This window comes from Microbacterium sp. KRD172 (assembly GCF_017168295.1).
Taxonomy (GTDB): Bacteria; Actinomycetota; Actinomycetes; order Actinomycetales; family Microbacteriaceae; genus Microbacterium; species Microbacterium profundi.
Genome location: NZ_JABFAS010000002.1, coordinates 306,018 through 331,337 on the forward strand (window position 1 = coordinate 306,018; position 25,320 = coordinate 331,337).

23 protein-coding genes are annotated in these 25,320 nt (G+C 68.0%); 11 read left to right on the forward strand and 12 right to left on the reverse strand.

Translation table 11 applies throughout. The features are described 5' to 3' along the window. Positions 1-6: 6 nt before the first annotated feature. The gene (locus tag J1M43_RS01675) at positions 7-255 is read right to left on the reverse strand and encodes a MoaD/ThiS family protein (protein WP_033105644.1); all 249 of its coding nucleotides are present in this window, start codon (positions 253-255) and stop codon (positions 7-9) included. 92 nt (positions 256-347) lie between these two features. On the opposite strand from J1M43_RS01675, the gene J1M43_RS01680 reads away from it, so the two are divergent. Continuing rightward, a complete protein-coding gene (locus J1M43_RS01680; RefSeq protein WP_206475524.1) occupies positions 348-1,541 on the forward strand; it encodes a ThiF family adenylyltransferase in 1,194 nt (397 codons plus the stop codon). Continuing rightward, a complete protein-coding gene (locus J1M43_RS01685) occupies positions 1,538-1,951 on the forward strand; it encodes a molybdenum cofactor biosynthesis protein MoaE (RefSeq protein WP_206475525.1) in 414 nt (137 codons plus the stop codon). The genes J1M43_RS01680 and J1M43_RS01685 overlap by 4 nt, the downstream gene beginning before the upstream one ends. Positions 1,952-1,960: 9 nt before the next feature. On the opposite strand, the gene moaA is transcribed toward J1M43_RS01685, so the two are convergent. Genes moaA through J1M43_RS01710 form a run of 5 tightly spaced genes read right to left on the reverse strand, consistent with a single transcriptional unit; the run spans position 1,961 to position 6,279 of the window. Beyond that, entirely contained in the window at positions 1,961-3,055 is a 1,095-nt protein-coding gene (gene moaA, locus J1M43_RS01690) for a GTP 3',8-cyclase MoaA (RefSeq protein WP_206475526.1), read from the reverse strand. Between the two features lie 35 nt (positions 3,056-3,090). Then, positions 3,091-4,221 (reverse strand): sulfate/molybdate ABC transporter ATP-binding protein, encoded by a 1,131-nt coding sequence (locus J1M43_RS01695; RefSeq protein ID WP_206475527.1) that lies wholly within the window; start codon positions 4,219-4,221, stop codon positions 3,091-3,093. Beyond that, positions 4,218-5,069 carry an ABC transporter permease gene (locus J1M43_RS01700; RefSeq protein ID WP_206475528.1) on the reverse strand — a complete coding sequence of 284 codons (852 nt, stop codon included), beginning with the start codon at positions 5,067-5,069 and terminating at the stop codon, positions 4,218-4,220. The genes J1M43_RS01695 and J1M43_RS01700 overlap by 4 nt, the downstream gene beginning before the upstream one ends. After that, entirely contained in the window at positions 5,066-5,875 is an 810-nt protein-coding gene (gene modA / locus J1M43_RS01705; protein ID WP_307823194.1) for a molybdate ABC transporter substrate-binding protein, read from the reverse strand. The genes J1M43_RS01700 and modA overlap by 4 nt, the downstream gene beginning before the upstream one ends. Then, positions 5,872-6,279 carry a molybdopterin-binding protein gene (locus J1M43_RS01710; protein WP_206475529.1) on the reverse strand — a complete coding sequence of 136 codons (408 nt, stop codon included), beginning with the start codon at positions 6,277-6,279 and terminating at the stop codon, positions 5,872-5,874. The genes modA and J1M43_RS01710 overlap by 4 nt, the downstream gene beginning before the upstream one ends. Positions 6,280-6,513: 234 nt before the next feature. On the opposite strand from J1M43_RS01710, the gene J1M43_RS01715 reads away from it, so the two are divergent. The 3 genes from J1M43_RS01715 (at position 6,514) to J1M43_RS01725 (ending at position 9,907) form a co-directional block, all read left to right on the forward strand. Beyond that, positions 6,514-7,044 carry a nucleoside deaminase gene (locus J1M43_RS01715; protein WP_206475530.1) on the forward strand — a complete coding sequence of 177 codons (531 nt, stop codon included), beginning with the start codon at positions 6,514-6,516 and terminating at the stop codon, positions 7,042-7,044. 12 nt (positions 7,045-7,056) lie between these two features. Continuing rightward, complete coding sequence (locus tag J1M43_RS01720) at positions 7,057-8,571, forward strand: NCS2 family permease (protein ID WP_206475531.1); 1,515 nt, start codon at positions 7,057-7,059, stop codon at positions 8,569-8,571. Between the two features lie 157 nt (positions 8,572-8,728). Continuing rightward, positions 8,729-9,907: an MFS transporter gene (locus J1M43_RS01725; RefSeq protein WP_206475532.1), complete on the forward strand. Its 1,179-nt coding sequence runs from the start codon at positions 8,729-8,731 to the stop codon at positions 9,905-9,907. On the opposite strand, the gene J1M43_RS01730 is transcribed toward J1M43_RS01725, so the two are convergent. From J1M43_RS01730 to J1M43_RS01750, 5 genes are all read right to left on the reverse strand, one after another. Beyond that, positions 9,891-10,643, reverse strand: coding sequence for an SDR family oxidoreductase (locus J1M43_RS01730; protein WP_206475533.1), 753 nt, complete (start codon positions 10,641-10,643; stop codon positions 9,891-9,893). The two genes, J1M43_RS01725 and J1M43_RS01730, sit on opposite strands and share 17 nt — an antisense overlap. Beyond that, a complete protein-coding gene (xdhC, locus tag J1M43_RS01735; protein ID WP_206475534.1) occupies positions 10,636-11,481 on the reverse strand; it encodes a xanthine dehydrogenase accessory protein XdhC in 846 nt (281 codons plus the stop codon). The genes J1M43_RS01730 and xdhC overlap by 8 nt, the downstream gene beginning before the upstream one ends. An 11-nt stretch (positions 11,482-11,492) precedes the next feature. Then, a complete protein-coding gene (gene xdhB / locus J1M43_RS01740; RefSeq protein ID WP_206475535.1) occupies positions 11,493-13,874 on the reverse strand; it encodes a xanthine dehydrogenase molybdopterin binding subunit in 2,382 nt (793 codons plus the stop codon). Next, positions 13,871-15,484 (reverse strand): xanthine dehydrogenase small subunit, encoded by a 1,614-nt coding sequence (locus tag J1M43_RS01745; RefSeq protein WP_206475536.1) that lies wholly within the window; start codon positions 15,482-15,484, stop codon positions 13,871-13,873. Before J1M43_RS01745 ends, xdhB begins: the two co-directional genes overlap by 4 nt. 211 nt (positions 15,485-15,695) lie before the next feature. Next, positions 15,696-16,451, reverse strand: a complete 756-nt coding sequence (locus J1M43_RS01750) for an IclR family transcriptional regulator (RefSeq protein ID WP_033105651.1) — start codon at positions 16,449-16,451, stop codon at positions 15,696-15,698. Between the two features lie 139 nt (positions 16,452-16,590). On the opposite strand from J1M43_RS01750, the gene aceB reads away from it, so the two are divergent. The 3 genes from aceB to J1M43_RS01765 are packed head-to-tail and all read left to right on the forward strand — an operon-like array spanning position 16,591 to position 20,345. Next, entirely contained in the window at positions 16,591-18,213 is a 1,623-nt protein-coding gene (gene aceB, locus J1M43_RS01755) for a malate synthase A (protein ID WP_206475537.1), read from the forward strand. After that, entirely contained in the window at positions 18,210-19,478 is a 1,269-nt protein-coding gene (locus J1M43_RS01760) for an aldolase (protein ID WP_206475538.1), read from the forward strand. Before aceB ends, J1M43_RS01760 begins: the two co-directional genes overlap by 4 nt. Positions 19,479-19,502: 24 nt before the next feature. Continuing rightward, positions 19,503-20,345, forward strand: a complete 843-nt coding sequence (locus tag J1M43_RS01765; protein ID WP_152594839.1) for a bifunctional allantoicase/(S)-ureidoglycine aminohydrolase — start codon at positions 19,503-19,505, stop codon at positions 20,343-20,345. Positions 20,346-20,524: 179 nt separating this feature from the next. Here J1M43_RS01765 and J1M43_RS01770 read toward each other — a convergent pair whose 3' ends face one another. Then, positions 20,525-21,448 carry an endonuclease domain-containing protein gene (locus tag J1M43_RS01770; RefSeq protein ID WP_206475539.1) on the reverse strand — a complete coding sequence of 308 codons (924 nt, stop codon included), beginning with the start codon at positions 21,446-21,448 and terminating at the stop codon, positions 20,525-20,527. A gap of 319 nt (positions 21,449-21,767) precedes the next feature. On the opposite strand from J1M43_RS01770, the gene J1M43_RS01775 reads away from it, so the two are divergent. From J1M43_RS01775 to gcl, 3 genes are read left to right on the forward strand one after another with little or no spacing between them, the layout of a single operon-like run. Next, positions 21,768-22,571 (forward strand): hydroxypyruvate isomerase family protein, encoded by an 804-nt coding sequence (locus J1M43_RS01775; protein ID WP_033105655.1) that lies wholly within the window; start codon positions 21,768-21,770, stop codon positions 22,569-22,571. A gap of 51 nt (positions 22,572-22,622) precedes the next feature. Beyond that, on the forward strand, positions 22,623-23,501 hold the full coding sequence (locus J1M43_RS01780; protein ID WP_033105656.1) for a 2-hydroxy-3-oxopropionate reductase: 879 nt from the start codon (positions 22,623-22,625) through the stop codon (positions 23,499-23,501). Positions 23,502-23,522: 21 nt separating this feature from the next. Beyond that, positions 23,523-25,319: a glyoxylate carboligase gene (gcl, locus tag J1M43_RS01785; protein WP_206475540.1), complete on the forward strand. Its 1,797-nt coding sequence runs from the start codon at positions 23,523-23,525 to the stop codon at positions 25,317-25,319. Position 25,320 lies beyond the last annotated feature (1 nt).

The following is a 25,320-nucleotide window of genomic DNA, read 5'->3' on the forward strand; positions in this document are numbered from 1 at the left end:
GGTCGATCATCCTCCCGCGAACGGCGGAAGGATATCGACCTGCGCACCGGTGGGGTGGTCGGGTTCGCGACGGACGACGCCATCGAGAAGGAACGAACCGGATCGGAGCACTCGCGCCATCGGCTCGCCGTAGTTGCGCACCAGAACCTCGCGCAGCCCGCCGAGAGTGGGATCGGGGCCGAGATCGAGCTGTTCCTGCTCGCGACCCGCTGCCTCAGAGGCGGCGGCGAAGTATCGCACCGTCACGATTGCCATGCTGTCCATTCTAGTTCAGAGTGTGGAATTCGATCTTCGTATCGTGGAATCTCACCATCAGCGGGCGGAGATCGCCGCGTACTATTGCAACCATGATCCCGCTCGTCGAGCCGGGCCCCGTGCTGGAGCCCGAGCGCATCACACGTTACAGCCGCCAGCTGATGCTGCCCGGGTTCGGCGAGGATGCGCAGCGGCGGCTCGCCGCGGCCCGCGTCCTGGTGATCGGCGCCGGAGGTCTCGGTAGCGCGATCGTTCCCGTTCTCGCCGGCTCCGGCATCGGCACCATCGGGGTCGCCGATGACGACGTCGTCGAGCTCTCGAACCTTCACCGTCAGCTCAGCCATGGCACCGGCGACATCGGGCGTCCCAAGGTCGACTCGCTCGCCGACACCGTGCGGGCGATCGACCCGGCGCACGAGCTGATCATCCACCGCGAGCGGCTCACATCGCAGAACCTGCCCGCGATCCTCGACGACTACGACCTCATCGTCGACGGCAGCGACAACTTCCCGACGCGCTATCTTGCGAACGACGCCGCGGAACTTGTGGGCAAGCCCCTCGTCTGGGGCAGCATCCTGCGCTTCCACGGGCAGGTCGGAGTCGCGTGGCGTGACCAAGGGCCGACCTTCCGCGACCTGTTCCCCTCGCCGCCCCCCGCGGACGAGACGCTCTCTTGCGAGCTGGGCGGGGTGCTGCCGAGCCTGTGCACGGCGATCGGATCGCTCATGGCGACCGAGGTCATCAAGCTCGTCGTCGGGATCGGCGAGCCGCTGCTGGGCCGGGTGCTCTTCTACGACGCCCTCACGGCTCGCACACGCGAGATCGCATATGCCGCAGACGAGACGCGCGCACCGGTGACGGAGCTCATCGACTACGAGGAGTTCTGCGGAGTTCGCAGCGAGCCGTCGGCCGAAGACGCGGACACGACGTCGGCAGCCGAGCTGCTGCAGTGGATGAGGGAGCGCCGGCCGGTACGGCTGCTCGACGTGCGCGAGCCGCACGAAGCAGGCGCGCGTCGCATCCCCGGCGGTCAGCTGCTGCCGCTGGGGCGTCTGGACGCGGGGGAGAGTCCCGAAGCCCCGAGCGATGAGCCGGTCGTCATCTACTGCGAGCGCGACCCGCGTTCCCGCCGCGCCGCGCGCACGCTGATGGAGCGCGGGTTCCGCGTGACGTATCTCGCCGGCGGCATCCAGGCCTACGTCGCCGTCGGTGGAGACGTGGTCGGGGATGCAGTTCCGGATGCTGAGAGCCTCGACGCCGCACAGATGGAGACAGTGAACTCATGACGACCACCTTCGCGCTGATCTCAGAGGAACCGATCGACGAGGCGGCCGTCCGGGCCGCGGTGGGCTCCGACGAGCACGGTGCCATCGTGACATTCTGCGGCGTCGTACGTGATCACGACGGAGGGCGCTCGGTGCGCTCGCTCGACTATCGCGCGCATCCGGATGCTGCGCGGTTCCTCGCCGACATCGTCGAACGCGTACGTGCCGAGACCGGGCTGCTGGTGGCGGCAGCGCATCGGGTGGGCGATCTGCGCATCGGCGACATCGCGCTGTATGCCGCAGCATCCGGTGGTCATCGTGCCGAGTCGTTCCGAGCCTGCGAGATCGTGGTCGAGGAGATCAAGCGCGGCGTTCCGATCTGGAAGCGGCAGCACTACGAAGACGGCGTCTCGGAGTGGGTCGGTCTCTGACCTGCCGGCTCAGCCGCCGATGTAGCTCATCTCGACCCGCTGGCGTGAGGCGCGAAGCTCTGGCGTGAGGCTCGAGCGGATCTCGGAGTACCGGTCATCCCGCGCCCCCCAGATCGACGCCATGGCCGCTGCGAGCTGCTCGTCGTCGGCGCCGTCGCGCAGCAGTGCGCGCAGATCGTGCCCCTCTGTGGCGAACAGGCAGGTGAACAGCTTGCCCTCGGTGGAGATGCGCGCGCGGTTGCAGGTGCCGCAGAACGTGTTGGTCACCGACGAGATCACGCCGATCTCGCCGGAGCCGTCGGTGTAGCGCCAGCGCTGCGCCGTCTCGCCCGTCACTGTGGCACCGACCGGCTCGAGCGGATGCTGCGCGCTGATCCGCTCGACGATCTCCGCCGACGGCACCACCTCGTCGAGCGACCAGCCGTTGGACGTGCCGACGTCCATGTACTCGATGAAGCGCAGCGTGTAGGGCGTGCCCTTGAAATGGGCTGCCATCGCCTCGATCTCGCCGTCGTTCAGGCCGCGCTTGACGACCATGTTCAGCTTGATGGGTCCGAGCCCGACCGCGTGGGCGGCATCGAGGCCGTCGAGCACGCGCGATACGGGGAAGCGCACATCGTTCATCCGCTGGAAGAGCTCGTCGTCGAGAGAGTCGATGGAGACGGTGAGCCGGCCGAGTCCGGCATCCTTCAGCGCCTGCGCCTTCACCGTCAACGCGGAGCCGTTCGTGGTGAGGGCGATCTCGAGCTTGTCGCCCTCCGGGGTGCGCAGCGCGGCGAGACGTGAGATGAGCTCTTCGATCCCGCGGCGCAGCAGCGGCTCACCGCCGGTCAGCCGGAGTTTTCGCACGCCGTGGGCCGCCGCGACGCGGGCGATCCGCTCGATCTCCTCGAAGCTGAGCAGTTCATCACGATCGAGGAATGCATAGTCGCGACCGAATACCGCTCTTGGCATGCAGTAGACGCAGCGGAAGTTGCAGCGGTCGGTCACCGAGATCCGCAGGTCGCGCATCGGACGATCGAACCGGTCGACCAGCCCGCCGGTCGAGGGCAGGCGCGACGCCCCTGTCGCCCGCTCTGGTGCGGGAATCGGAATGATCGCCATCGCCGCCCTTTCGTGTGGGCAACGGTAGCACCCGCTCAGTGCGTACGGCGCACCGAGACGTCCTGCTCCTGGATCGAGAACGTCAGCACGGCATCGGGACGCACGCCGGCGTCGACGGCGACCATGGATGAGCAATCCACGGCGATGTCCGGATGCTCGGCAGTGAACAGGCGCACTCCGCCCGGGATCGCTTCGAGATGGGAGACGGTTCCGGTCCAGGTGTTGGGAGGGCCACCGGTTGGTGTCGAGCTGCTCCTGCGACCGGTCGATGGCGACGCCGCGTCCGGGTGGATCCGGACGGCACCGGGGGAGAAGACCGCTGTGCCGGCATCACCGGGGCTGAGCGGCTCACCGCGTCCGATCCAGCGGGTGCTCGCATCCGTCTCGGATGCGTGCCGGCCGACCGTCTGCAGCACCCCGTCGCGATCCGCGACCCCCGAGACGAGATTCACACCGGCGATGGCCGCGACGAACGGCGAGTTCGGGTGGCCGAGGACATCCCTGGTCGACCCCTCCTGCACCACTCGCCCCTCCTGCAGCACGACCGTGCGCGACGCGAGCATGACCGCATCCATCGGGTCGTGGGTCACCAGCACCATCGGCACGCTGACGCGATCGCGAAGCTCAGACACCAGGCGCCGCGCCTGCGCCGACGTCTGCACGTCGAGCGCGGCGAAGGGCTCGTCCAGCAGCAGGGCGTCCGGTGACGCAGCCAAGGCGCGGGCGAGCGCGACGCGCTGACGCTGCCCACCCGACAGCTGCGCCGGCCGTCGGTCTGCGAGGTCGGCGAGGCCGACGTCCGCCAGATGCCCGCGGGCGACGTCGGCGGCCTCGGCGCGCGGCATCCGCTGGGCACGTGGTCCGAACGCGACGTTCTCCAGCGCGCTCAGATGCGGGAAGAGCGTGGTGTGCTGCCCGAGCAGACCGATCCGCCTGCGCTCCGGTGGCACCGAGCGGTCGAGCACGCGACCATCCAGAGCGATCCGACCCGATACCTCGGCGTGACGGCCGAGATTGTCGAGGTGCCCGGCGATCGCGCCGAGCAGCGTCGACTTCCCCGAGCCGTTCGGTCCGAGCACGGCGAGCACCTCGCCTTCTGCGGCGGTGATCGTCGCGTCGAGTGTGAAGCTCCCGACGCGGGCGCGGATGTCGACCTCGAGCGTCATCGGACGGCATCCGCACGCCAGCCGCGCATGAGCAGGAGCACCGCGACCGCGACGATGATGAGCAGCAGCGACAGCGCGATCGCGGTGTCCTCCTGCACGCCTGCGCCGTTGAAGGCGGTGTAGATCGCGAGCGGCATCGTGCGGGTGACGCCGGGGGCGTTCCCGGCGAAGAGCGCCGTCGCGCCGAACTCGCCGAGAGCCCTGGCGAAGCAGAGCACGGTGCCGGCGACCAGTCCCGGTGCGACCAGCGGCAGCGTGACCCGTCGGAACACGGTGAACCGGTCCGCACCCAGTGAGGCCGCGACCAGCTCGTGGCCGGTGCCCGCGGTGCGAAGCGCTCCTTCGGCCGAGATGACCAGGAACGGGAGGGCGACGAACACCTGCGCGATGACGACCGCCGCGGTCGTGAACGGGATCTGCAGTCCGGCGGCAGCCAGCGCCCCGCCGAACATGCCGCTGCGCCCCAGAAGCGAGAGCAGCGCGATGCCGCCGACGAGCGGCGGAAGCACGAGCGGCAGGGTCGTCAAGGTGCGCAGGATCGCGGCGAGCCACTGCGGGCTCCGCGCGATCACGAGTGCGAGCGGAACACCGAGGATCACGCAGATCACGGTCGCGATCGACGCGGTGGAGAGCGAGAGCGTGAGCGCCTGCATCGCCGCCGGGGAGGTGATCGCGGCAGGAACGCCTGCCCAGTCCAGCCGTGTCAGGAGCGCGACGAACGGCAGCACGAGGACAAGGGCGCCGAGCGCCGCGGGGACGGCAAGCCACGGCGGGATGCGCCGGAGGGCCGACCCCGACCGCGATGGGCCCGATGCCGACCGTGTCACGGCTGGTGCCGTAACGCTCATGGCGCACCGAATCCGAAGTCGCGGAGCACGGTCTGCCCGGCATCCGACAGCACGAAGGCGATGAAGGCCGCCGCCGCGTCCGGATTCGCAGCATCCGTCAACGCCGTCAGCGGATAGACGTTCGTCGCGGCTTCGGCGCCCTCGATGTCGACGGCATCCACCGCGTCTCCCGCGGCCGCGACGTCCGTGCGGTAGACCAGGCCGGCATCCGCCTCGCCGGACTTCACCTTCGCCAGCACCGATGTCACGTTCTGCTCTTCGCTCGCGGGCGTCACGGTGACGCTCGCGGCATCGAGCAGAGTGTGCGCGGTGGCACCGCATGGCACCTCGGCAGCGCACATCACGACGATGAGTTCGTCGTCGGTGAGAGCACCGAGGCCGTCGACGTCGTCCGGATTGCCAGGCGCCACGGCGATCTGCATCGTGTTCGTCGCGAAGTCCTCTGCCTCGGCGGCCAGCCCTGCATCGGCGACCTTGGTCATGTTCCGCTCGTCAGCCGAGGCGAAGACGTCCGCAGAGGCGCCTTCGATCAGCTGCGTCGCCAGCACGGACGATCCGTCGTAGCTGATCGGGAGGACGTCGACTTCCGGATGCTGCTCCTCGAACTGCGCCGCGAGTTCATCGAAGGCTCCGGAGAGCGACGCGGCGGCGAAGATCGTGAGCTCGCCGGTGGGTTCATCGGAGCCTGACGTGTCCGTGCTGGCTGAGGGTCCGGCATCCGTCGTGCTGCCTGTGCAACCTGCGAGTCCGAGGGCGCCGACGAGCATGGCGATTGCGCCCGCGCGTCGGAGGGGGGCAGTGGTCACGGGCGCGATTCCTTGTCAGTCTCGAGGATGACCATGGTGGCCTTGATGACCGCTACGGCCTTGGAGCCGACGTCGAGCCTCATCTCGCGGGCTGCCTCGGACGACATCAGCGACACGACGCGATTGGGGCCGCACTGTAGTTCGACCTGGGCCATGAGCCCGTCGATCTCGACCTTCGTCACCAGTCCCGTGAAGCGGTTGCGGGCACTGCGGCGCACGTCACCGACGTCCGAGACCTCGGTGGCCATGACCTTCGCATGGGCAGCGAGTTCGGCGCCGTCGACGACCTGGCGCCCCGACTCGTCACGCGCGACCGAGAGGATGCCGTCGGCGCACCACCTGCGCACGGTGTCATCGCTCACGCCGAGAAGGCCGGCTGCCTCGCTGATCCGAAATTGCGTCATGAGATGAAGGATAACCCCGCACCTGCGGATCCACAAGTGCGAATCTCGCATTGTGGAAATGCAATTCCAAAAAAGGTGGACGGGTGCCGGTTTCGCTGTTACTGTCGTAACGCCCCGCAACCCGTGATCAACGGGCAGGGAAGAAAACCAGAAGCCAGCGGATCGACGAGGATCACGCACACACACCCGGCAGGTCTCGTCGCATCAGCGTCCGACGCAAGGAAGCTCTCCCACATGGACACGATCGGTATCACCCCGTCCACGGCATTGTCAGCTGCAGACACCGCCCCGACACCCGCCGAGTACCTGGCTCGCGCCGTGGATCTCGCGACTGAGAACGTTCGGAACGAAGGCGGCCCGTTCGGCGCCATCATCGTCTCGGCCGACGGACAGGTCTTCGAAGGCGTCAATCGCGTCACTGCCAACCTCGACCCTTCCGCGCACGCCGAGGTCACGGCCATCCGCAACGCCTGCCAGGCGCTCGGCACGTTCGACCTGACCGGCGCCGTGCTCTACACCAGCTGCGAGCCCTGCCCGATGTGCCTGGCGACGTCGCTGTGGGCGCGCGTCGAGAAGGTGTACTTCGCCGCCGATCGCAACGACGCCGCCGATGCCGGCTTCGACGACGCCGTCTTCTACAAGTACTTCGAGGGCACGAGCGAAGACAGGGCGATCATGCCGGTCGCACAGGAACCCCTTCCTCCGGAGCAGCGGGTCGCCGCCTTCACCGAGTGGAACCAGACGACCACTCGTGTCGACTACTGATCGGACCCGACGATGACTTCAACCACATCCGTCCGCGGCGAGTCCGAGGACGAATCCACGCAGACCGTCGTGCACCCACCGCTGCCCACGGGCGCGACGACCACCGTCGACGCCGAACCCAAGAACGCCCTCGACCGGTTCTTCGAGATCACTCGCCGAGGATCGACCTTCGGACGAGAGATCCGCGGAGGCATCGTCACGTTCGTGACGATGGCCTACATCGTCATCCTGAACCCGCTCATCCTGGGCGGGACGGAGGACGTCGCCGGAAATGCGCTGCAGGCCGCGCAGATCGGCGCGGCCACCGGCCTCACCGCCGGCGTCATGACGATCCTCTTCGGCGTCGTGGCCCGGCTGCCGTTCGCGCTCGCCGCAGGCCTCGGGATCAACTCGTTCCTCGCGGTGGCGGTGGTCGGCCAGGTCACGTGGCCCGAGGCCATGGGTCTCGTCGTCATCAACGGCCTGCTCATCGTGCTGTTCGGAGCCACCGGCATCCGCACCGCGATCTTCAATGCGGTGCCCGCACCATTGAAGGCCGCGATCACCGTCGGCATCGGTCTCTTCATCGCCTTCATCGGCTTCGTCGACGCGGGCTTCGTCACCCGCACCCCGGGCGGCCCGCCGGTGCAGCTCGGTGACAGCGGTTCGATCACATCCGTGCCCACCCTCATCTTCCTGTTCGCGCTGGTGATCATCGCGGTCCTGGTGGCTCGCAAGGTTCCCGGTGGCATCCTGATCGGCATCGTCGTCGCGACGATCGCAGCGATCATCTCGCAGGCGTTCCTCAAGCTCGGTCCGAGCGTCGAGGATCCTGGCGGATGGCACATGACGATCCCCGAACTCCCGAGCGCGCTCGTGACGATTCCGGACTTCGGTCTGGTCGGCCAGTTCGACCTGATCGGATCATTCGGTCGCATCGGTGCCCTTGCCGCGACCATGCTCGTCTTCACCCTTCTGTTCACGAACTTCTTCGACGCAATGGGCACGATGACCGGTCTCGCCAAGAACGCCGGCCTCGCATACAAGGACGGCACGTTCCCGCGTCTGCGTTCGGCCTTTGTGGTCGAGGGCCTCGGTGCCGTCGCGGGTGGTGCGACGTCGTCATCATCGAACACGGTCTTCGTCGACAGCGCCTCAGGCATCGGTGAGGGAGCCCGAACGGGGCTCGCCTCGGTGGTGGTGGGCGTGCTGTTCCTGCTCTCGATGTTCTTCACGCCACTGACGCTGACGGTTCCCATCGAGGTCGGCTCCGCTGCCCTCGTGGTCGTCGGCGCGATGATGATGGCGCAGATCAAGGAGATCAAGTTCAACAACTTCGCGGTCGTCCTCCCCGCGTTCCTGACCATCGTCACGATGCCGCTGACCTACTCGATCGCTAACGGCATCGGCGTCGGCTTCATCGCCTGGACGTTGATCAACGCGCTCTCGCGTCGCGCCCGCAAGGTGCACTGGCTGATGTGGATCGTCTCGGTCGGCTTCATGCTCTACTTCGTCCGAGGTCCGATCGAGCAGCTGCTCGCCGGCTGAGGCGAGGGCGGGCATCCTGGGGGCTTCGGTCCGCTCGTCGCATCCGTCGTCGCATCCGGACGGTGCGAGAAGACTTTCGTTGGTTCGCCCGCGCGGGAACCCGCGAAAGTCTTCCGGCGTCGGGTGGAGCCCGCCGGGCGGATGAAAGGATGGGCGGATGCAGCAGAAGTCGGTGTGGCGCGCGCCCGGCATGCCCGCCCTGCTCGGCATGGTCGTCGCGGGGTTCTCCGGATACGCGCTGCTGATGCCGATCGCCCCGCTGTGGGCGGTGCGCGGAGGAGCGGACGAGGCGGGTGCCGGACTCGTGACCGGTGTCTTCATGCTCTTCACGGTCCTCTCGCAGCTGTTCGTCCCCGCCGCGCTGCGCCGATTCGGTTGGACACGAGTGCTCGTCGTTGGCATGCTGCTGCTCGGACTGCCCGCGGCCGCGCACCTGCTCTCCGATGAGCTGCCGCTCATCCTGTTCCTCGCTGCCGTGCGAGGCGCCGGTTTCGCTGTGCTGACCGTGTGCGGAAGCGGCGCCGTCGCCGAGCTCGTCGAACCCGCGCGGCGCGGCAGGGCGATCGGCGCATTCGGACTGGGGATCGCTGGTCCCCAGGTGCTCCTGCTTCCGGCGGCGCCGTGGATCGCCGAGCATCTCGGCTTCTGGCTCGTCTTCCTGCTGGCGACCGCACCGGTTCTGGGTGTCTTCGCGGCGGTGCGGCTGGGACGACGAGTCGACGGCCTGCCGCCGCATCCCGATCCGGCTGACGAGGCGCACCACGGAGTGCGCCGATACCTCGGGCTGCTTCCACCGATGTTCCTGCTCCTCGGGGTCACCCTCGCAGGCGGAGCGCTCATCACCTTCGTGCCGCAGTTCGGCGTCTCGGCCGTGATCACGACGATCGGGCTGCTGCTCCTGACGGGACTTGCGGCGCTCACCAGGTGGGGCGTCGGGCACCTCTCCGATCGTGTCGGTGCGCAGCGGTTGATGTGGCCGTTCGTGCTCTTAACCATCCTTGGGCTTGTCGCCACAGCGTGGGCGACCGCCGGCAGCGGGAGAGAGGGGATGCTGTTGACGGGAATGGCACTGATCGGCATCGCCTACGGCGCGCTGCAGAACCTCACCCTCGGAGCGGCCTTCGCCGCGGTGCCGCGGCGGGACCAGGTGGTCGCCAGTGCCGTGTGGAACATCGGCTTCGACGCCGGCACCGGCCTGGGTGCAGTGGTCGTCGGGTTGCTCGCGTCGGCGTTCTCGTTCCCTCCGGCGCTGCTCGCCGCTGCGGCGCTCGCGCTGCTGACCTTTCCGCTGGCGTTCGTGCGCGGCTCGACTCGATCGGTCAGCCGCGGCCGATGAACGGCATACCGGCTGCGGTGACGGTCAGCTGAGGAACGCTGACCTCGAGCGGCATCCCCGCGAGCTGAACGACGAGATCGGCGACGTGACCGGCATCCATCGTCGGCTCGGGTCGACGTGAGCCATCCGCCTGCAGCGCCCCGTCGGTGACGAGTCGGTCGATCAGCTCGGTGCGCGCGTTGCCGATGTCGAGCTGCGTGGCGGTGATCCGGTGCGCACGCCCGTCGAGTTCGATGGACTTCGTGAGCCCAGCGATGGCGTGCTTGGTGGTCGTGTACGCGACCGAGCGCGGGCGCGGGGTCTGCGCGGAGATCGATCCGTTGTTGATGATGCGTCCACCGGCCGGCAATTGCGCCTTCATCTGGCGGAACGCCGCTCCTGCGCAGAGCATCGCGCCGGTGAGATTGACGGCGAGCGTCGACTCCCACTCGGCGGTCGTGAGGTCGCCGATGTCGGCACTCGGACCGAACACCCCGGCATTGTTCACCAGGACGTCGAGCCGGCCGAAGGTCTCGACGTGACGAGACAGCAACCGCTCGACCTGGGGCTGATCGGTGATGTCGGTCTCGACGACGAGCCCATGCGCATGACCTGCGGCCGTCTCCTGCAGAGGCGCAATGCGTCGGCCGGCGAGAGTCACGCCGAACCCGGCAACGAGCAGGGCGCGCGCGATCGAGCGTCCGATGCCGCTCCCGGCGCCTGTGACGATCGCCGAAGCATGCGGCGTCTCAGTCATCTGATTCCGCCACCGCGACCGGCGCCGCCTCGTCGATGAGCTGCAGGATGCGGGCCGCGACGCTGACCGCGATGACCGCCGGCTGCTTGCCCGACACCTCCGGCACGCCGATCGGCGTGGTGACGCGGGCGAGGTCCGCGTCACCGTGCCCGAGCTCGGTGAGCTTCTTGCGGAAGCGCGCCCACTTCGACGACGAGCCGATCAAGCCGATCGAGCGGATGCCGTCGGTGCGCAGCGACTGGTCGACCACGGCGAGGTCCTCGACATGGTCGTGCGTCATCACCAGCACGTGGGCGCCGGCCGGCAAGGTCGTGAGCGCCGCCTCGGGAACAGGGGAGTGCGTGATGCGGACCCTGGCGACAGCATCCGCGAAGACGCCATCTCGACCCGGTTCGCCCACGCGCTCGGGTGCGAGCATCTCGGTACGGGAATCGATCAGGTGCAGATCCATCTCGTGCCGCGCGAGGATGCGCGCGAGCTCGAGCCCTACGTGCCCCACCCCGAAGATCGCGACCACGGGGACGACCCGCATCGGCTCGAGCATCATCGTGACCTCTCCTCCGCAGCACTGCACACCGTACTCCGTGGTCGCCTTGTCGCTGAGCGTGAGCGTGAGCAGTTCGGGCTCGGCCGAACCGGACGCGAGCATCGCACGGGCGCGATCGATCGCGGTCGCCTCGAGGTTTCCGCCTCCGATCGTGCCGAACACGCCGTCGGGGGAGACCACCATCTTCGCGCCGCCGTTGCGGGGCGCGTGGCCACGCACGAGCGCCATCGTCACGACGACGGCAGGAATGCGCCGCGTGCGCAGATCCTGCAGGGCGTCGAGCCAGTCCATCCCGCGTCCGATCAGCGAACGGCGGCGAGCTCGTGGGCACCCGCGCGGTCGGGCGCCGCCTCTGCCGCGGCCCGCTGCACGGTGCGGACCGCCCAGAAGACGGCTTCCGGCGTCGCCGGCGAACCGAGTTCGACCATGTGGCCCTCCGGTCCGAACGCGCCGACGGCCTCGCGAATCGCCTCACGTGCGCTGAACGCGAGCATGAACGGCGGCTCGCCGACGGCCTTGGAGCCATACACAGCGCCGTCCTCGCGGGCATCCTCGAACAGCCGCACATTGAACTCCGAGGGCATCTCCGAGAAACTGGGCAGCTTGTACGTCGACGCCGACTGCGTCTGCAGACGGCCACGGTGCGGACCGTCGCCGGTGTCCCAGCGCAGCTCCTCCAGTGTCAGCCAGCCGACGCCCTGCACATAGGCGCCCTCGACCTGACCGATGTCGAGCATCGGCGAGAGCGAGTCGCCCACATCGTGCACGATGTCGACGCGGCGCACCGTGTACGCACCGGTGAACTCGTCCACCTCGACTTCGGTCGCAGCGCTCCCATAGGCGAAGTACTTGAACGGCGAGCCCTGCATGATCTCGGGATTCCAGTGCAGCCCCTCGGTCCGGTAGTAGCCGGCGGCGAACAGCTGCACGCGCTGCAGATACGCGGCCTCCGCGACCTCGGCGAAGGTCAGGGTCTGCGACGTGTTGCCGAGGCCAGTGATCAGACCGCCCGAGAAGCGCACATCGCGCTCGTCAACGTTCAGCAGCCGCCCGGCGACTGCGGCCATCCGCTCCCTGATCTGCTCGCACGCGTTCTTGACGGCGCCGCCGTTGAGGTCGGCGCCGGAGGATGCCGCAGTGGCCGACGTGTTCGGCACCTTGTCCGTGCGGGTGGGGGCGAGGCGCACCTGGTGCAGCTCGAGGCCCAGTGCGGTCGCGGCGACCTGCAGCATCTTGGTGTGCAGGCCCTGGCCCATCTCGGTGCCGCCGTGGTTGATCAGCACCGAGCCGTCCTTGTAGACGTGCACGAGCGCGCCGGCCTGGTTGAAGGCGGCGAAGTTGAACGAGATGCCGAACTTGATCGGTGTCATCGTGAGTGCGCGCTTGGTGTGAGGGCTGGCGGCATTGAACTTCGCGATCTCCGCGCGGCGCTCGTCGATGTCGGCCTCGTCGTGGAGCTGATTCCAGATGGTGCCGAGGCGACCAGCATCCTTCACGAGTTGGCCGTACGGCGTGCTCTGACCCGGCTGGTAGAAGTTCTTCTCGCGCAATGCGAGAGCATCGATGCCGAGCGCGGGAGCGACCCTGCCGAGGATGTCCTCTATGAGGAACACGCCCTGCGGGCCGCCGAATCCGCGGAACGCCGTGTTCGACGCCTTGTTGGTCTTCACGATCCGCCCGAGCGCGTGCACGTTGGGAATCCAGTACGCGTTGTCGATGTGGCAGAGGGCTCGGCCGAGCACCGGCTCCGAGAGGTCGAGGCTCCAGCCGCCGTCGCAGGTGAGCACGGCATCCAGGCCCTGCAGCAGACCGTCGGCGTCGAAGCCGACCTTCCACGAGATGTGGAACGGATGCCGCTTGCCGGTCATCGTGATGTCCTGCGTGCGGTTCAGACGAAGCCGCACCGGCCGCCCGGTGAGCTTGGCGCCGAGAGCGGCGATCGCCGCGAAGCCGTGCGACTGCATCTCCTTGCCGCCGAACCCGCCGCCCATGCGCAGCGACTGCACGGTGACCTGGTTCGAGGAGAGATCGAGCACGTGCGCGATGATCTCCTGCGTCTCGGACGGATGCTGCGTCGAGCACTGCACGAAGTACTGACCCTCGGAGTCGATCGTCGCGAACGACGCCTGTGTCTCCAGGTAGAAGTGCTCCTGGCCGCCGAACTCCGTCTCGCCTTCGAAGACGTGCGCAGACGATGCCAGGGCGGATGCCGCGTCGCCGCGCTCGACCGTGCGGGCTGTGCCCTGGAAGGATTCGGCGTCGACGGCATCCTGAATCGTGATCAGCGACGGAAGCGGCTCGTACTCGACCTTGACGGCTGCGGCGCCGAGCCGGGCGGCCTCCTGTGTCTCGCCGAGCACCCACACCAGGGCGTGGCCGTAGAACATCGCCTCGTCGGGGAACAGCGGCTCGTCGTGCTTGATGCCTGCGTCGTTGACGCCGGGGACGTCGTCGGCGGTGAGCACGCGGACGACACCCGGCACTTCATATGCGGGCGAGACGTCGACGGTGACCTTGGCGTGCGCGTTGGTGGATTGCACCGGCCACGCGGTGAGCACACCGGCCGTGTGTGCGGCGAGATCGTCGGTGTACATGGCGGCGCCCGTCACATGCAGGGCGGCGCTCTCGTGCGGGGCGCGGATTCCGACCACGGGGTTGGACGGACGGTCGGCGAGAGCACTCATGCCGACACCTCCTTGTTGTTGATCACTGTCGTGCTGTAGAGCTTGAGCAGCGCGGTGTTGAGCATGAGCGCGCGGTACTCCGAACTCGCGCGGTGATCCGACATCGGCGTGCCCTCACTGCCGAGCACTGCGGATGCTGCGCGGACCGTGGCGACATTCCACGGCTGTCCGACGAGGGCTTCCTCGGTCGCGCGGGCGCGCAACGGCGTGGCGGCCACGCCCCCGAGCCCGATCTTCGCCGCCGTGACTGAGCCGCCTTCGATGTCGAGCGCGAACGCCACCGCGACGCTGGAGATGTCGTCGAAGCGGCGCTTGGCGATCTTCTGGAACGAGGTCACCTTCGCGAGCGGACGGGGGATGCGCACGGCCCGGATCAGTTCGCCCGCACGCCGGACCGACTGGCGGTAGCCGGTGAAGTATTCGGCCAGGTCGACCTCGCGCTCGCCGTCTGCGGATGCCAGCACCACACGGGCTCCGAGGGCCAGCAGCGCGGGGGGAGTGTCGCCGATCGGCGATCCGGTGCCGAGGTTTCCGCCGATGGTGCCGCGGTTGCGGATCAGCCGGGAGGCGAACTGCGGGAACAGCTGTGCGAGCAGCGGCACCGTGCCGCCGAGGCGCGATTCGATCTCCGAGAGCGGCAGGGCGGCGCCGATCTCGATCTCGTCGTCGGTGACGGCGAGCGTGCGCAGTTCCTCGTGGTGCTCGATCGCGACGACGAGGGGCGCGCGCGAGCCACGGATGTTCACCTCGACGCCCCAATCCGTGGAACCTGCGACGAGCAGAGCATCCGGCTCATCGCGGATCAGACGCAGGGTCTCGTCGAAGGATGCCGGACGGATGAAGCGCGAGCCGTCGACTGTCGCGGCTGTGGCGACCGGGACGGGCGCGGGGTCGGCAAGGCGCTGCAGCAGCGGGTCGTCGCTCTCGGGCGAACCCAGCGCGTACGCGGCGTCGCGGATCGGGCGGTAGCCGGTGCACCGGCAGAGGTTTCCGCTGAGCGCGTGCAGGTCGAAGCCGTTCGGGCCGTGCTCGGCGTCGTGAACGGGGCAGTCCGCTTCCGATCCCTGGTCCGCCTCCGATCCCTGAGCCGCCTCCGATCCCTGAGCCGCCTCCGATCCCTGAGCCGCCTCCGATCCCTGAGCCGCCTCCGATCCCGGAGCCGCCTCCGATCCCTGAGCCTGTCGAAGGGTCGGGGTCGGCGGGGCTTCAGCGGACGCGGCAGCCTCGCGACCGTCGCGGTAGTACTCGCCTGCCATGCTGCAGACGAAACCCGGCGTGCAGTAGCCGCACTGCGAGCCGCCGGCCTCGGCGAGCTTCTCCTGGACAGGATGCAGTGCATCGGGGCTGCCAAGACCCTCAGAGGTGACGACCTCCTGACCGTTCAGTGCGTATACCGGCACGAGGCAGGAGTTCACCGGCGTCCAGGCCGTGCCGCCTTCGGGCGTAGGAGTGGCGAGCATGACGGCGCAGGCACCGCACTCTCCCTCGGCGCAGCCTTCCTTGGCGCCGGAGAGTCCGGCTCCGCGAAGCCAGTCCAGGGCGGTGGTGTGCGACGGGGTGCCCGCGAGGGGGCGGCTCTTCCCGTTGACGTTGACGGCGATGTCATTCATAGGTGGATCTCCTCAGATCCGGCGGTGTTGCGTGTACGGGCGCCGAGATCCGATGATGCGAGTCTAAGCGCCCGACGCTGCCGGGTGGGGGCCGAACAGATTGTCCTGTTTCCAGTATTCGGAAACACTATTCTGTTCCATGGAAAGGATAGGCCGCGCGTCCGGTGCGGTCAAGTGCATCAGAATCTCCGCCCGACGGGGCGAGATCGGCTCAGGACGTGCTGGAGAGCGCGGAGATCTCGGCGACGACCTCGCGCAGCACGGGGATGGCCCGCTCGGCGAACCCCTCGTCGACGCGGGCGACGGGGCCCGACACCGAGACCGCGGTGAGGGTGGGCATGTCCGGCACGGCCATGGCGTAGCAGCGCACGCCGATCTCCTGTTCTTCGTCATCGATCGCGTAGCCGCGCTCACGCGTCAGCGCGAGGTCTGCGAGCAGGGCATCGACGGTCCCGATGGAGCGTTCGGTGTCACGCGGCATCCCGGTGCGCGAGACGATTTCGCGTACGGCGTCGTCGCTCATCTGCGCGAGGATCGCCTTGCCCACGCTGGTGGAATGCAGGTACGAGCGGCGGCCCACTTCGGTGAACATGCGCATCGCGTGCGGAGACGGCGCCTGCGACACGTAGATCACGCGGTCACCGTCGATCGTGGCGAGGTTGGACGTCTCGCCCAGGCGCTCGACGAGGTCCTTGAGCTGCGGCATCGCGATCCGACCGAACTTGCGGTTGGCGGCTTCGCCGAGTCGCACGAGCCGCGGTCCGAGCGCGTAGCGCCTGTTCGCGAGCTGACGGGCGTATCCGAGAGAGACGAGCGTGCGCAGCAGGCGGTGGATCGTGGGCAGCGGCAGTTCGGCGGATGCGGAGAGCTCACTGAGGGTGACGTCGCCCCCGGCGTCGGCGATGAGTTCAAGCAGATCGAAGACGCGAGTGACGGACTTCACTCCGTCGGATGCTGCTGCGGGCATTGAGAGACCTCTCGAATTCGACACACTTATCCACATGGTGGAAACGACTTCCCGATCAGGCTATCCCATCAACGAATCGCATGCGCTCTTGAAACTTCCGTATTGTGGAGGTTATTATCCACATGACAGAAGGGGTCGCATGACCATCCAGATCACACGTCAGCCCCGCATCGACGCGGCGGACGATATCCTCACCGCAGAGGCTCTCCGTTTCGTGGAAGACCTGCACCGTGAATTCGACACCCGCAGGCGCGAACTGCTCGTCGCCCGCCAGCTGCGCCGTGACCAGGTCGCCCGCACCGGGCGTCTCGACTTCCTCCCCGAGACCGCGCACATCCGCGAAGGGGACTGGCAGGTCGCTCCCGCACCTGCTGCCCTGCAGGACCGCCGAGTGGAGATCACCGGCCCCGCCTCACCTGCGAAGATGGCGATCAACGCCCTGAACTCCGAGGCTCGCGTCTGGCTGGCCGACCTGGAAGACGCCTCGAGCCCCACCTGGGAGAACGTCGTCGAGGGCGTGCGGAACCTCCGTGATGCCGCCCGAGGCACGCTCGCGTACACCTCGCCCGCCGGCAAGCCGTATGCGCTGCGTACGGATGTGCATCGCCCCACCGTCGTCGCCCGCCCTCGCGGGTTGCACCTCTCCGAGAGCCATGTGCTGATCGACGGCGAACGTGCGAGCGCGTCGCTCGTCGACTTCGGGCTGCACTTCTTCCACACCGCCCGCCAGCTCATCGCCAACGGGCACGGCCCGTACTACTACCTGCCCAAACTCGAGAGCCACCGCGAAGCGCGTCTGTGGAACGATGTGTTCGTGCATGCTCAGGATGCTCTTGGCATCCCCCAGGGGACGATCCGCGCCACGGTGCTGATCGAGACGATCCCTGCGGCCTTCGAGATGGACGAGATCCTCTACGAGCTGCGCGACCACGCCTCGGGCCTGAACGCCGGACGCTGGGACTACCTCTTCAGCCTGATCAAGGTGTTCCGCGACCAGGGTGAGGCGTTCACCCTGCCCGACCGTGCGGATGTCGCGATGACCGCACCGTTCATGCGCGCCTACACAGAGCTTCTCGTGAAGACCTGCCACCGGCGCGGTGCCGTCGCGATGGGCGGCATGGCTGCATTCGTGCCGAACCGCAACGATGTGGAGGCGACCAAGGCGGCCTTCGACAAGGTCCGTGCCGACAAGACGCGTGAGGCCGGTGACGGCTTCGACGGATCCTGGGTCGCGCATCCCGACCTCGTGCCGATCTGCCGCGAGGTGTTCGACGGGGTGCTCGGCGAGCGTCCCAACCAGCTCGATCGCCAGCGTCCTGAAGTCTCGGTCGCCGCTGACGACCTGCTCGATGTGGCGTCGGCATCCGGCAGCGCGACCGAAGCCGGTCTGCGCACCAACCTCGCCGTGGCCGTCACGTACACCGCGGTGTGGCTCTCCGGCAATGGCGCCGTCGCGATCAACAACCTCATGGAGGATGCCGCGACCGCCGAGATCTCGCGTTCGCAGATCTGGCAGCAGCTGCGCAACGGCACCGTGCTCGCCGACACCGGAGAGGCGGTGACCGCGGATCTCGTGCAGCGTCTGCTGGCCGAAGAGGTCGCGAAGCTCGCCGCCGGAGTGAGCGACGCGGACTTCGAGCAGTACTACCAGCCGGCGGCTCGCCTGGTCTCGCAGATCTGCCTCGATGACGAGTACGTCGACTTCCTGACGCTGCCGGCGTATGAGCTGCTCACGGATGCCGCGGCAAGGGTGGACGCATGAGAAGTGGACTCAGCGACGACGACCTGGCGAGGATCGATCAACACCTCGCCACGACCGACGACCTTCTCGACACCGTCTACCCGGGAGACAGCGGTGCGCGCCAGCCGGTGCACACGGTCTACGTTCCCGCGGATCAGTTCACGCCGGATTTCGCCGCGCAGTGGGGTGCGCAGGCGCTCGCCGCTGTCGAGGCAGCAGGTGGGATGGAGGCCCTCGCCGCGCAGGTAGGAATCGAGCCCGGTCTCATCGGCGAAGTGGCCGGTCGGGTGGCGCGCAAGCTCTCGACCGAACCGATCGAGGATCTGCGGCTGGATTTCGAAGACGGCTACGGTGATCGCGGCGACGTCGAAGACGCGGATGTCGCGCATGCGGCGTCGAAGGTGTCGGATGCCGTGGCATCCGGGTCTGCTCCGCCTTTCATCGGCATCCGCTTCAAATGCTTCGAGAAGCCGATGCGCGCTCGCGGGCTCCGCACCCTCGACCTGTTCATCGGGGGATTGCTCGATGCCGGCGGCTTGCCCGACGGGCTCGTGCTCACGCTGCCGAAGGTGACGACGACTGCGCAGGTGGAGGCGATGATCATCGCTGTCGAGGCGCTGGAGCGCGTGCACGGACTGGATGCCGGTCGCCTGCGTTTCGAGGTGCAGGTCGAGACGCCGCAGCTCGTGCTCGGCGCCGACGGGCGCTCGCCGCTCGCGCAGCTGCCGGTGGTCGCCCCCGGACGCATCTCGGGCCTGCACTACGGCACGTACGACTACAGCGCCTCACTCGGGATCGCGGCGGGGTACCAGTCGATGGAGCATCCGGCCGCTGATCTCGCGAAGGAGATCATGCAGCTCGCGGTCGCCGGTACCGGCATCCGCCTCTCGGATGGCTCGACCAACATCCTGCCGGTGGGCGAGGGGGCTGCCGAGGCGTGGGCGCTGCACGCGCGACTCGTGCGGCGCTCGCTCGAACGCGGCTTCTACCAGGGCTGGGACCTGCACCCGCATCAGCTGCCGACGCGCTATCTCGCGACGTACGCCTTCTACCGACACGGCTACCCGGACTCGGCATCGCGGCTGCGCACGTACCTCGCGCAAGAGGAGGGTGCCGTCATGGACGAGCCGGCCACTGCGCGGGCGCTGGCGTGGTTCGTGCTCCGCGGCGTGCAGTGCGGAGCCATCGACGCCGACGAGGTGGCTGCGGACATCGGCATCCGGGTCGACGCGCTCACCGCGCTCGCTCATCCCAGGCTCTCAGACCACGCGCTCGCGCGCGCCTGACGCGCCCCCAGAATTCGAAGGAGAATCATGAGCTATTACACACCGGCCGGCGGCCTGCCGGACCAGACCACGCTGCTCACGGATCGCGCCATCGTCAAAGAGGCGTACACGGTCATCCCCAAGGGCGTCTTCCGCGACATCGTCACGAGCAACCTGCCGGGTTTCACGAAGACGCGCTCGTGGATCATCGCCCGCCCGATCGCCGGATTCGCCACGACGTTCTCGCAGCTCATCGTCGAGATCCAGCCGGGCGGCGGCGCTTCCCACCCCGAACCCGAGGCGGGCGTCGAGGGCGTGGTGTTCGTGACCGCAGGCGAGCTGACGGTGACGATCGCGGGACAGCGACATGTGCTCGCCGAGGGCGGCTACGCGTTCCTCGCACCCGGGGAGACGTGGTCGCTGGCCAACGAGGGTGCGGAGCTGACGTCGTTCCACTGGATCCGCAAGGCCTACGAGCGCGCGGGAGGCATCGCCTTGCCGAAGTCGTTCGTGACGCGCGATCAGGACGTCACGCCGCGTGAGATGCCGGACACCGACGGGGCATGGGCGACGACGCGCTTCGCCGATCCGGATGATCTGTCGCACGACATGCACGTCAACATCGTGACCTTCCAGCCCGGAGGATCGATCCCCTTCGCCGAGACGCACGTCATGGAGCACGGCCTCTTCGTGCTCGAGGGCAAGGCCGTCTATCGCCTCAACGATGACTGGGTCGAGGTCGAGGCCGGCGACTTCATGTGGCTGCGCGCGTTCTGTCCGCAGGCCTGCTACGCGGGCGGACCAGGGCCGTTCCGCTATCTGCTGTACAAGGACGTCAACCGCCAGGTCATGCTGACCCGCGGCGGGGATCCGCGTCCCTGGGGGTGAGGGCGCGCCCGGCGCACCGCGCGCCCGGTGCGAGCCGGGCGAGCTCTCGACCGTCGCCAGGCCGCCGAATGGCAGATGCGGGAAGAGTTTCCCGGGTTCGTTCGCGGCGGAACCCAGGAAACTCTTCCCGCGTCCCGGCGGGCGGGCGGATCTGGGCGACGGCGGGCGGGCGGCGCGGGTCACTTGCTACGTGAGGCGATCGCGCTCCGGACGCGAGCGATCAGCAGTTCGGGCTCATCGAGGTCGGCCTGGGTGAGGCGGATGACGATCCAGCCCGCGCTTTCGAGACAGCGCTGCCGCTGGATGTCTTTGCGCCACTGGTCCTTGTCCGTACGATGGCCGTCTCCCTCGTACTCGAACGCGATCTTCCACTCCGGATATGCGAGGTCGGTGCGTCCGAGGAACTGCCCGTCGACCCACACCTCGTGCTGCACGACGGGCTCGGGCAGCCCGCTGTCGATGAGCAGCAGCCGGGTCTCGGTCTCCTTCGGAGATTCGACGAGTTCACGAGCCTGCGGCAGCGCAGCGCGAATCGTCGCGCGCCCGCGGAACCTCTCCCATTCCTCAAGCCGACGGGTGATCTCGGAGCGCGTGCTGAGCGGCCTCCCCGGCCCGAGATCGGGATAGTTGGATGCCGTTGTCAGCAGTGCGTCGAGCACGATGACCGCCTGCGTCACGGTCAGGGTCGCAGCGCAGGTGAAGAGCGCGGCGACTGGATCGATGACAGGGTGTCCGCGGAGGGTGCGGGTCTCAGCGCGATCCTCGCGCATGCGCCGACCGCGGACTCCCGGTGTCTTCGGCGGAGCCCCTGACCACGGTACGAAGATGTCGAGCGGTTCCTTCGACGTCCATTTCGTCGGCATCGGCAGGCCCCAGTCGCGGGCTGCCGTCATGCCCCCGAATCGCTGGGCCGGCTTCAGTCGTGGCACGTAACAGTCGACGAAGTCATGGAACGTCGTCGGCACCTCGACCGAGCGGATGCCGCGGAACGGCCGGTGCAGATCGGGAGTGCTGTACCGGCCGGGGCGGAGGCCGACGGCTTCCGCAGTGCGCACGGGGAACCTGTCGCCCAGTCGGCGGGGAAGTCTGACACGGTGTCGCATCCGTCGATATTGACGGAGCTGCGCGACGCGGCATCCCGAGTTCTCCGAGAATGTGAGCAACCCCCGCCTCTGCTCATCTCGTGCAGGAAGAGTCGTCTACATCCCGCCCGCGGTCGTACCGGAACACTTTCGCGGGTTCGAGACGCGATGAACCCGCGAAAGCGTTCCGGCAATGCAGGCGGCGCGCGCCACCCGCGCTCAGCCACCCGCGCCTGACGGATCCCATCGTTGACACCTCGCCCGGCGCGCCGTAGACTTTCGTGTAGCAGAAGTTTTCTTCCACAATACGGAAAGACACAAACAAGACGAAGGAGTCGAAATGACGTACACGGTGAACTGCTCGATCCTTCTCACCGAGCTCCCGCTGCTCGAGCGCCCCGCCGCGGCGAAGGCCGCCGGATTCGACGCGGTCGAATTCTGGTGGCCGTTCTCCACCTCTGTACCGCTCGACCACGAGGTCGACGCGTTCATCGCCGCCATCCGCGACGCAGGCGTGCAGCTGACCGGCCTCAACTTCAACGCCGGCGACATGCCGAACGGCGACCGCGGACTGGTCTCGTGGCCCGCACGCGGCAAAGAGTTCCGCGACAACCTGGCCGTCGTGGTCGGCATCGCACGCGAACTCGGCACCAAGGGTTTCAACGCGCTGTATGGCAACCGCATCGACGGGGTCGACCCGGCCGCTCAGGATGCCGTGGCGATCGAGAACCTCGCGGCCGCCGCCGAAGCCGTCGGGACAGTCGGGGGCACCGTGCTCGTCGAGCCGGTCAGCGGCGCAGAGCGGTACCCGCTGCGCACTGCGGCGGACGCTCTGGACGTCATCGACCACGTCCGCACCTCGACCGGCGCGCGCAACCTCGCCCTGCTCGCCGATTTCTACCACCTCGCGGTGAACGGCGACGATGTGCCCCAGGTCATCGAAGAGCACGCCGCATCGTTCGGTCACATCCAGATCGCGGATGCGCCCGGCCGCGGCGCCCCCGGAACGGGCGCCCTACCCATCGACACCTGGATCGCACGCAGCCAAGAGCTCGGCTATTCCGGCTACATCGGCCTCGAGTACAAGGCGCCCATCGAGACCGCGTTCGCATGGGCGGCAGCAGCCGCCGGCAGAACGCGCTGAGAACACATCCACTTCCGCGGCATCGTCGCCGCATCACACGAAGGAATCATCATGAGCAGCATCGCAGTCATCGGCCTCGGCATCATGGGCCTTCCCATGGCCAAGAACCTCATCGCCGCAGGACACTCGGTCACCGGCTACAACCTCAGCAAAGACCGCATCGACGAACTCGTCGCCGCGGGCGGCCAGGGCGCCGACGGCATCCCCGCGGCAGTCAAGGGCGCCGACGTCATCATCACCATGGTGCCGGACTCCCCTGATGTCGCAGCCGCCGTCCGCGGCGAAGAGGGCATCTTCGCGCACGCCGAGAAGGGAGCGCTGTGGATCGACGCATCCAGCATCCGCCCCGACGTCGCGAAGGAGCTCGCCGACGAGGCGATCGCCGCGGGCCTCCGCGCCGTCGACGCTCCCGTCTCGGGGGGTGAGCAGGGTGCGATCGACGCCGTGCTGTCGATCATGGTCGGCGGCACCGAACAGGACTTCGCCGACGCTCTGAAGGTGCTCGAGTCGGTCGGCAAGACCATCGTGCACGTCGGGCCTGCAGGCGCCGGGCAGACGGTGAAGGCGGCCAACCAGCTGATCGTCGCCGTGAACATCCAGGCGCTGGCCGAGGCCATCATCTTCCTCGAGGCATTCGGCGTCGACACGGATGCTGCGCTCAAGGTGCTCGGCGGCGGACTCGCCGGATCCAAGGTGCTCGACCAGAAGGGCCAGAAGATGCTCGATCGCGACTTCTCGCCCGGATTCCGCCTCGCCCTCCACAACAAGGACATGGGCATCATCACCGCCGCCGCACGACAGGCAGGCATCACCATCCCGCTCGGCGCCCACGTGGCCCAGCTCGTCGGCTCCGCCGTGCAGCAGGGCGACGCCGGCCTCGACCACTCCGGGCTCTTCAAGCTGACCGCGGCCTTCGCCGGTCGCGCCTGACACTGTTTCTAAGGACAAGTCATGACTCGCATGCGCGCGGCAGATGCCGCCGTGGCCATCCTGGTGAAGGAGGGCGCCATCGAGGCGTTCGGCCTGCCAGGGGCCGCCATCAACCCTTTCTATTCCGCGATGCGCGCCAACGGCGGCATCCGGCACACCCTTGCCCGCCACGTCGAGGGCGCAGCCCACATGGCCGACGGCTACACCCGCGCCGCCGACGGCAACATCGGCATCTGCATCGGCACCTCCGGCCCCGCCGGAACCGACATGATCACGGGGCTGTACGCGGCCTGGGCCGATTCGCTGCCGATCCTGTGCATCACCGGCCAGGCGCCCGTCGCGAAGCTGCACAAGGAAGACTTCCAGGCCGTCGACATCGAGACCATCGCCAAGCCCCTCACGAAGATGGCGATGACCGTGATGGAGGGTGCTCAGGTTCCCGGTGCCTTCCAGAAGGCGTTCCAGCTGATGCGCGAGGGGCGGCCTGGTCCGGTGCTCATCGACCTGCCGATCGACGTGCAGCAGACCGAGATCGAGTTCGACATCGACGCCTACGAGCCGCTGCCGATCGCCAAGCCCGTCACTTCGCGCCGTCAGGCCGAGAAGGCGATCGACATGCTCACCGCGAGCGCGCATCCGGTCATCGTCGCGGGTGGCGGCATCATCAACGCCGGCGCGTCCGCTCAGCTCGTCGAATTCGCAGAGGTGCTCGGCATCCCGGTCATCCCGACTCTGATGGGCTGGGGCACCATCCCCGACGATCATGAGCTGAACGCCGGGATGGCGGGTCTTCAGACCTCGCACCGCTACGGCAACGCGACGCTGCTGGCGTCGGACTTCGTGATCGGCATCGGCAATCGCTGGGCCAACCGCCACACCGGCAGCGTCGACAAGTACACCGAGGGGCGTACGTTCGTGCACGTCGACATCGAGCCGACGCAGATCGGTCGCGTCTTCGCGCCGGACCTCGGGATCGTGTCGGATGCCGGTGCCGCCCTCGACGCGTTCCTCGAAGTAGCGCGCGAGCGCAGCATGTCGGGCACCCTGCCGGACTACTCGGCATGGGCCGATGAGAGCCGCGAGCGCAGGGCCACGCTGCAGCGCAAGACGCACTACGACGACGTGCCGATGAAGCCGCAACGCGTGTACGAGGAGATGAATCGCGCCTTCGGCAAGGACACCACCTACGTCACGACGATTGGGCTGTCGCAGATCGCCGGCGCGCAACTGCTGCACGTGTTCGGTCCGCGCAAGTGGATCAATGCCGCGCAGGCCGGTCCGCTCGGATGGACGGGGCCTGCCGCTCTCGGTGTCGTCCGCGGCAAGCCGGGCGAGACCGTGGTCGCACTGTCGGGCGACTACGACTTCCAGTTCATGATCGAAGAGCTCGCGGTGGGGGCGCAGCACAAGCTGCCGTACATCCACGTCGTCGTGAACAACAGCTACCTCGGGCTGATCCGCCAGGCCCAGCGCGGCTTCGAGATGGACTTCGAGGTGTCGCTGGCGTTCGAGAACATCAACTCCCCGCACGTGGAGGGCAGCACCGCGAACGGCTATGGTGTGGATCATGTCAAGGTCGCAGAGGGACTCGGATGCCGGGCGATCCGCGTCGAGCGCCCCGAAGACCTCGCCGCGGCATTCGCTGAGGCGCGGTCTCTCATCGAGCAGTATCAGGTTCCCGTCGTGGTCGAAGCGATCCTCGAGCGCGTGACGAACATTCCGATGGGCACCGAACTCGACAACGTCAACGAGTTCGGCGAGCTCGCCGTCACATCCGAGGATGCTCCGACCGCTATCCGTTCGCTCGCGAAGGTCTGAG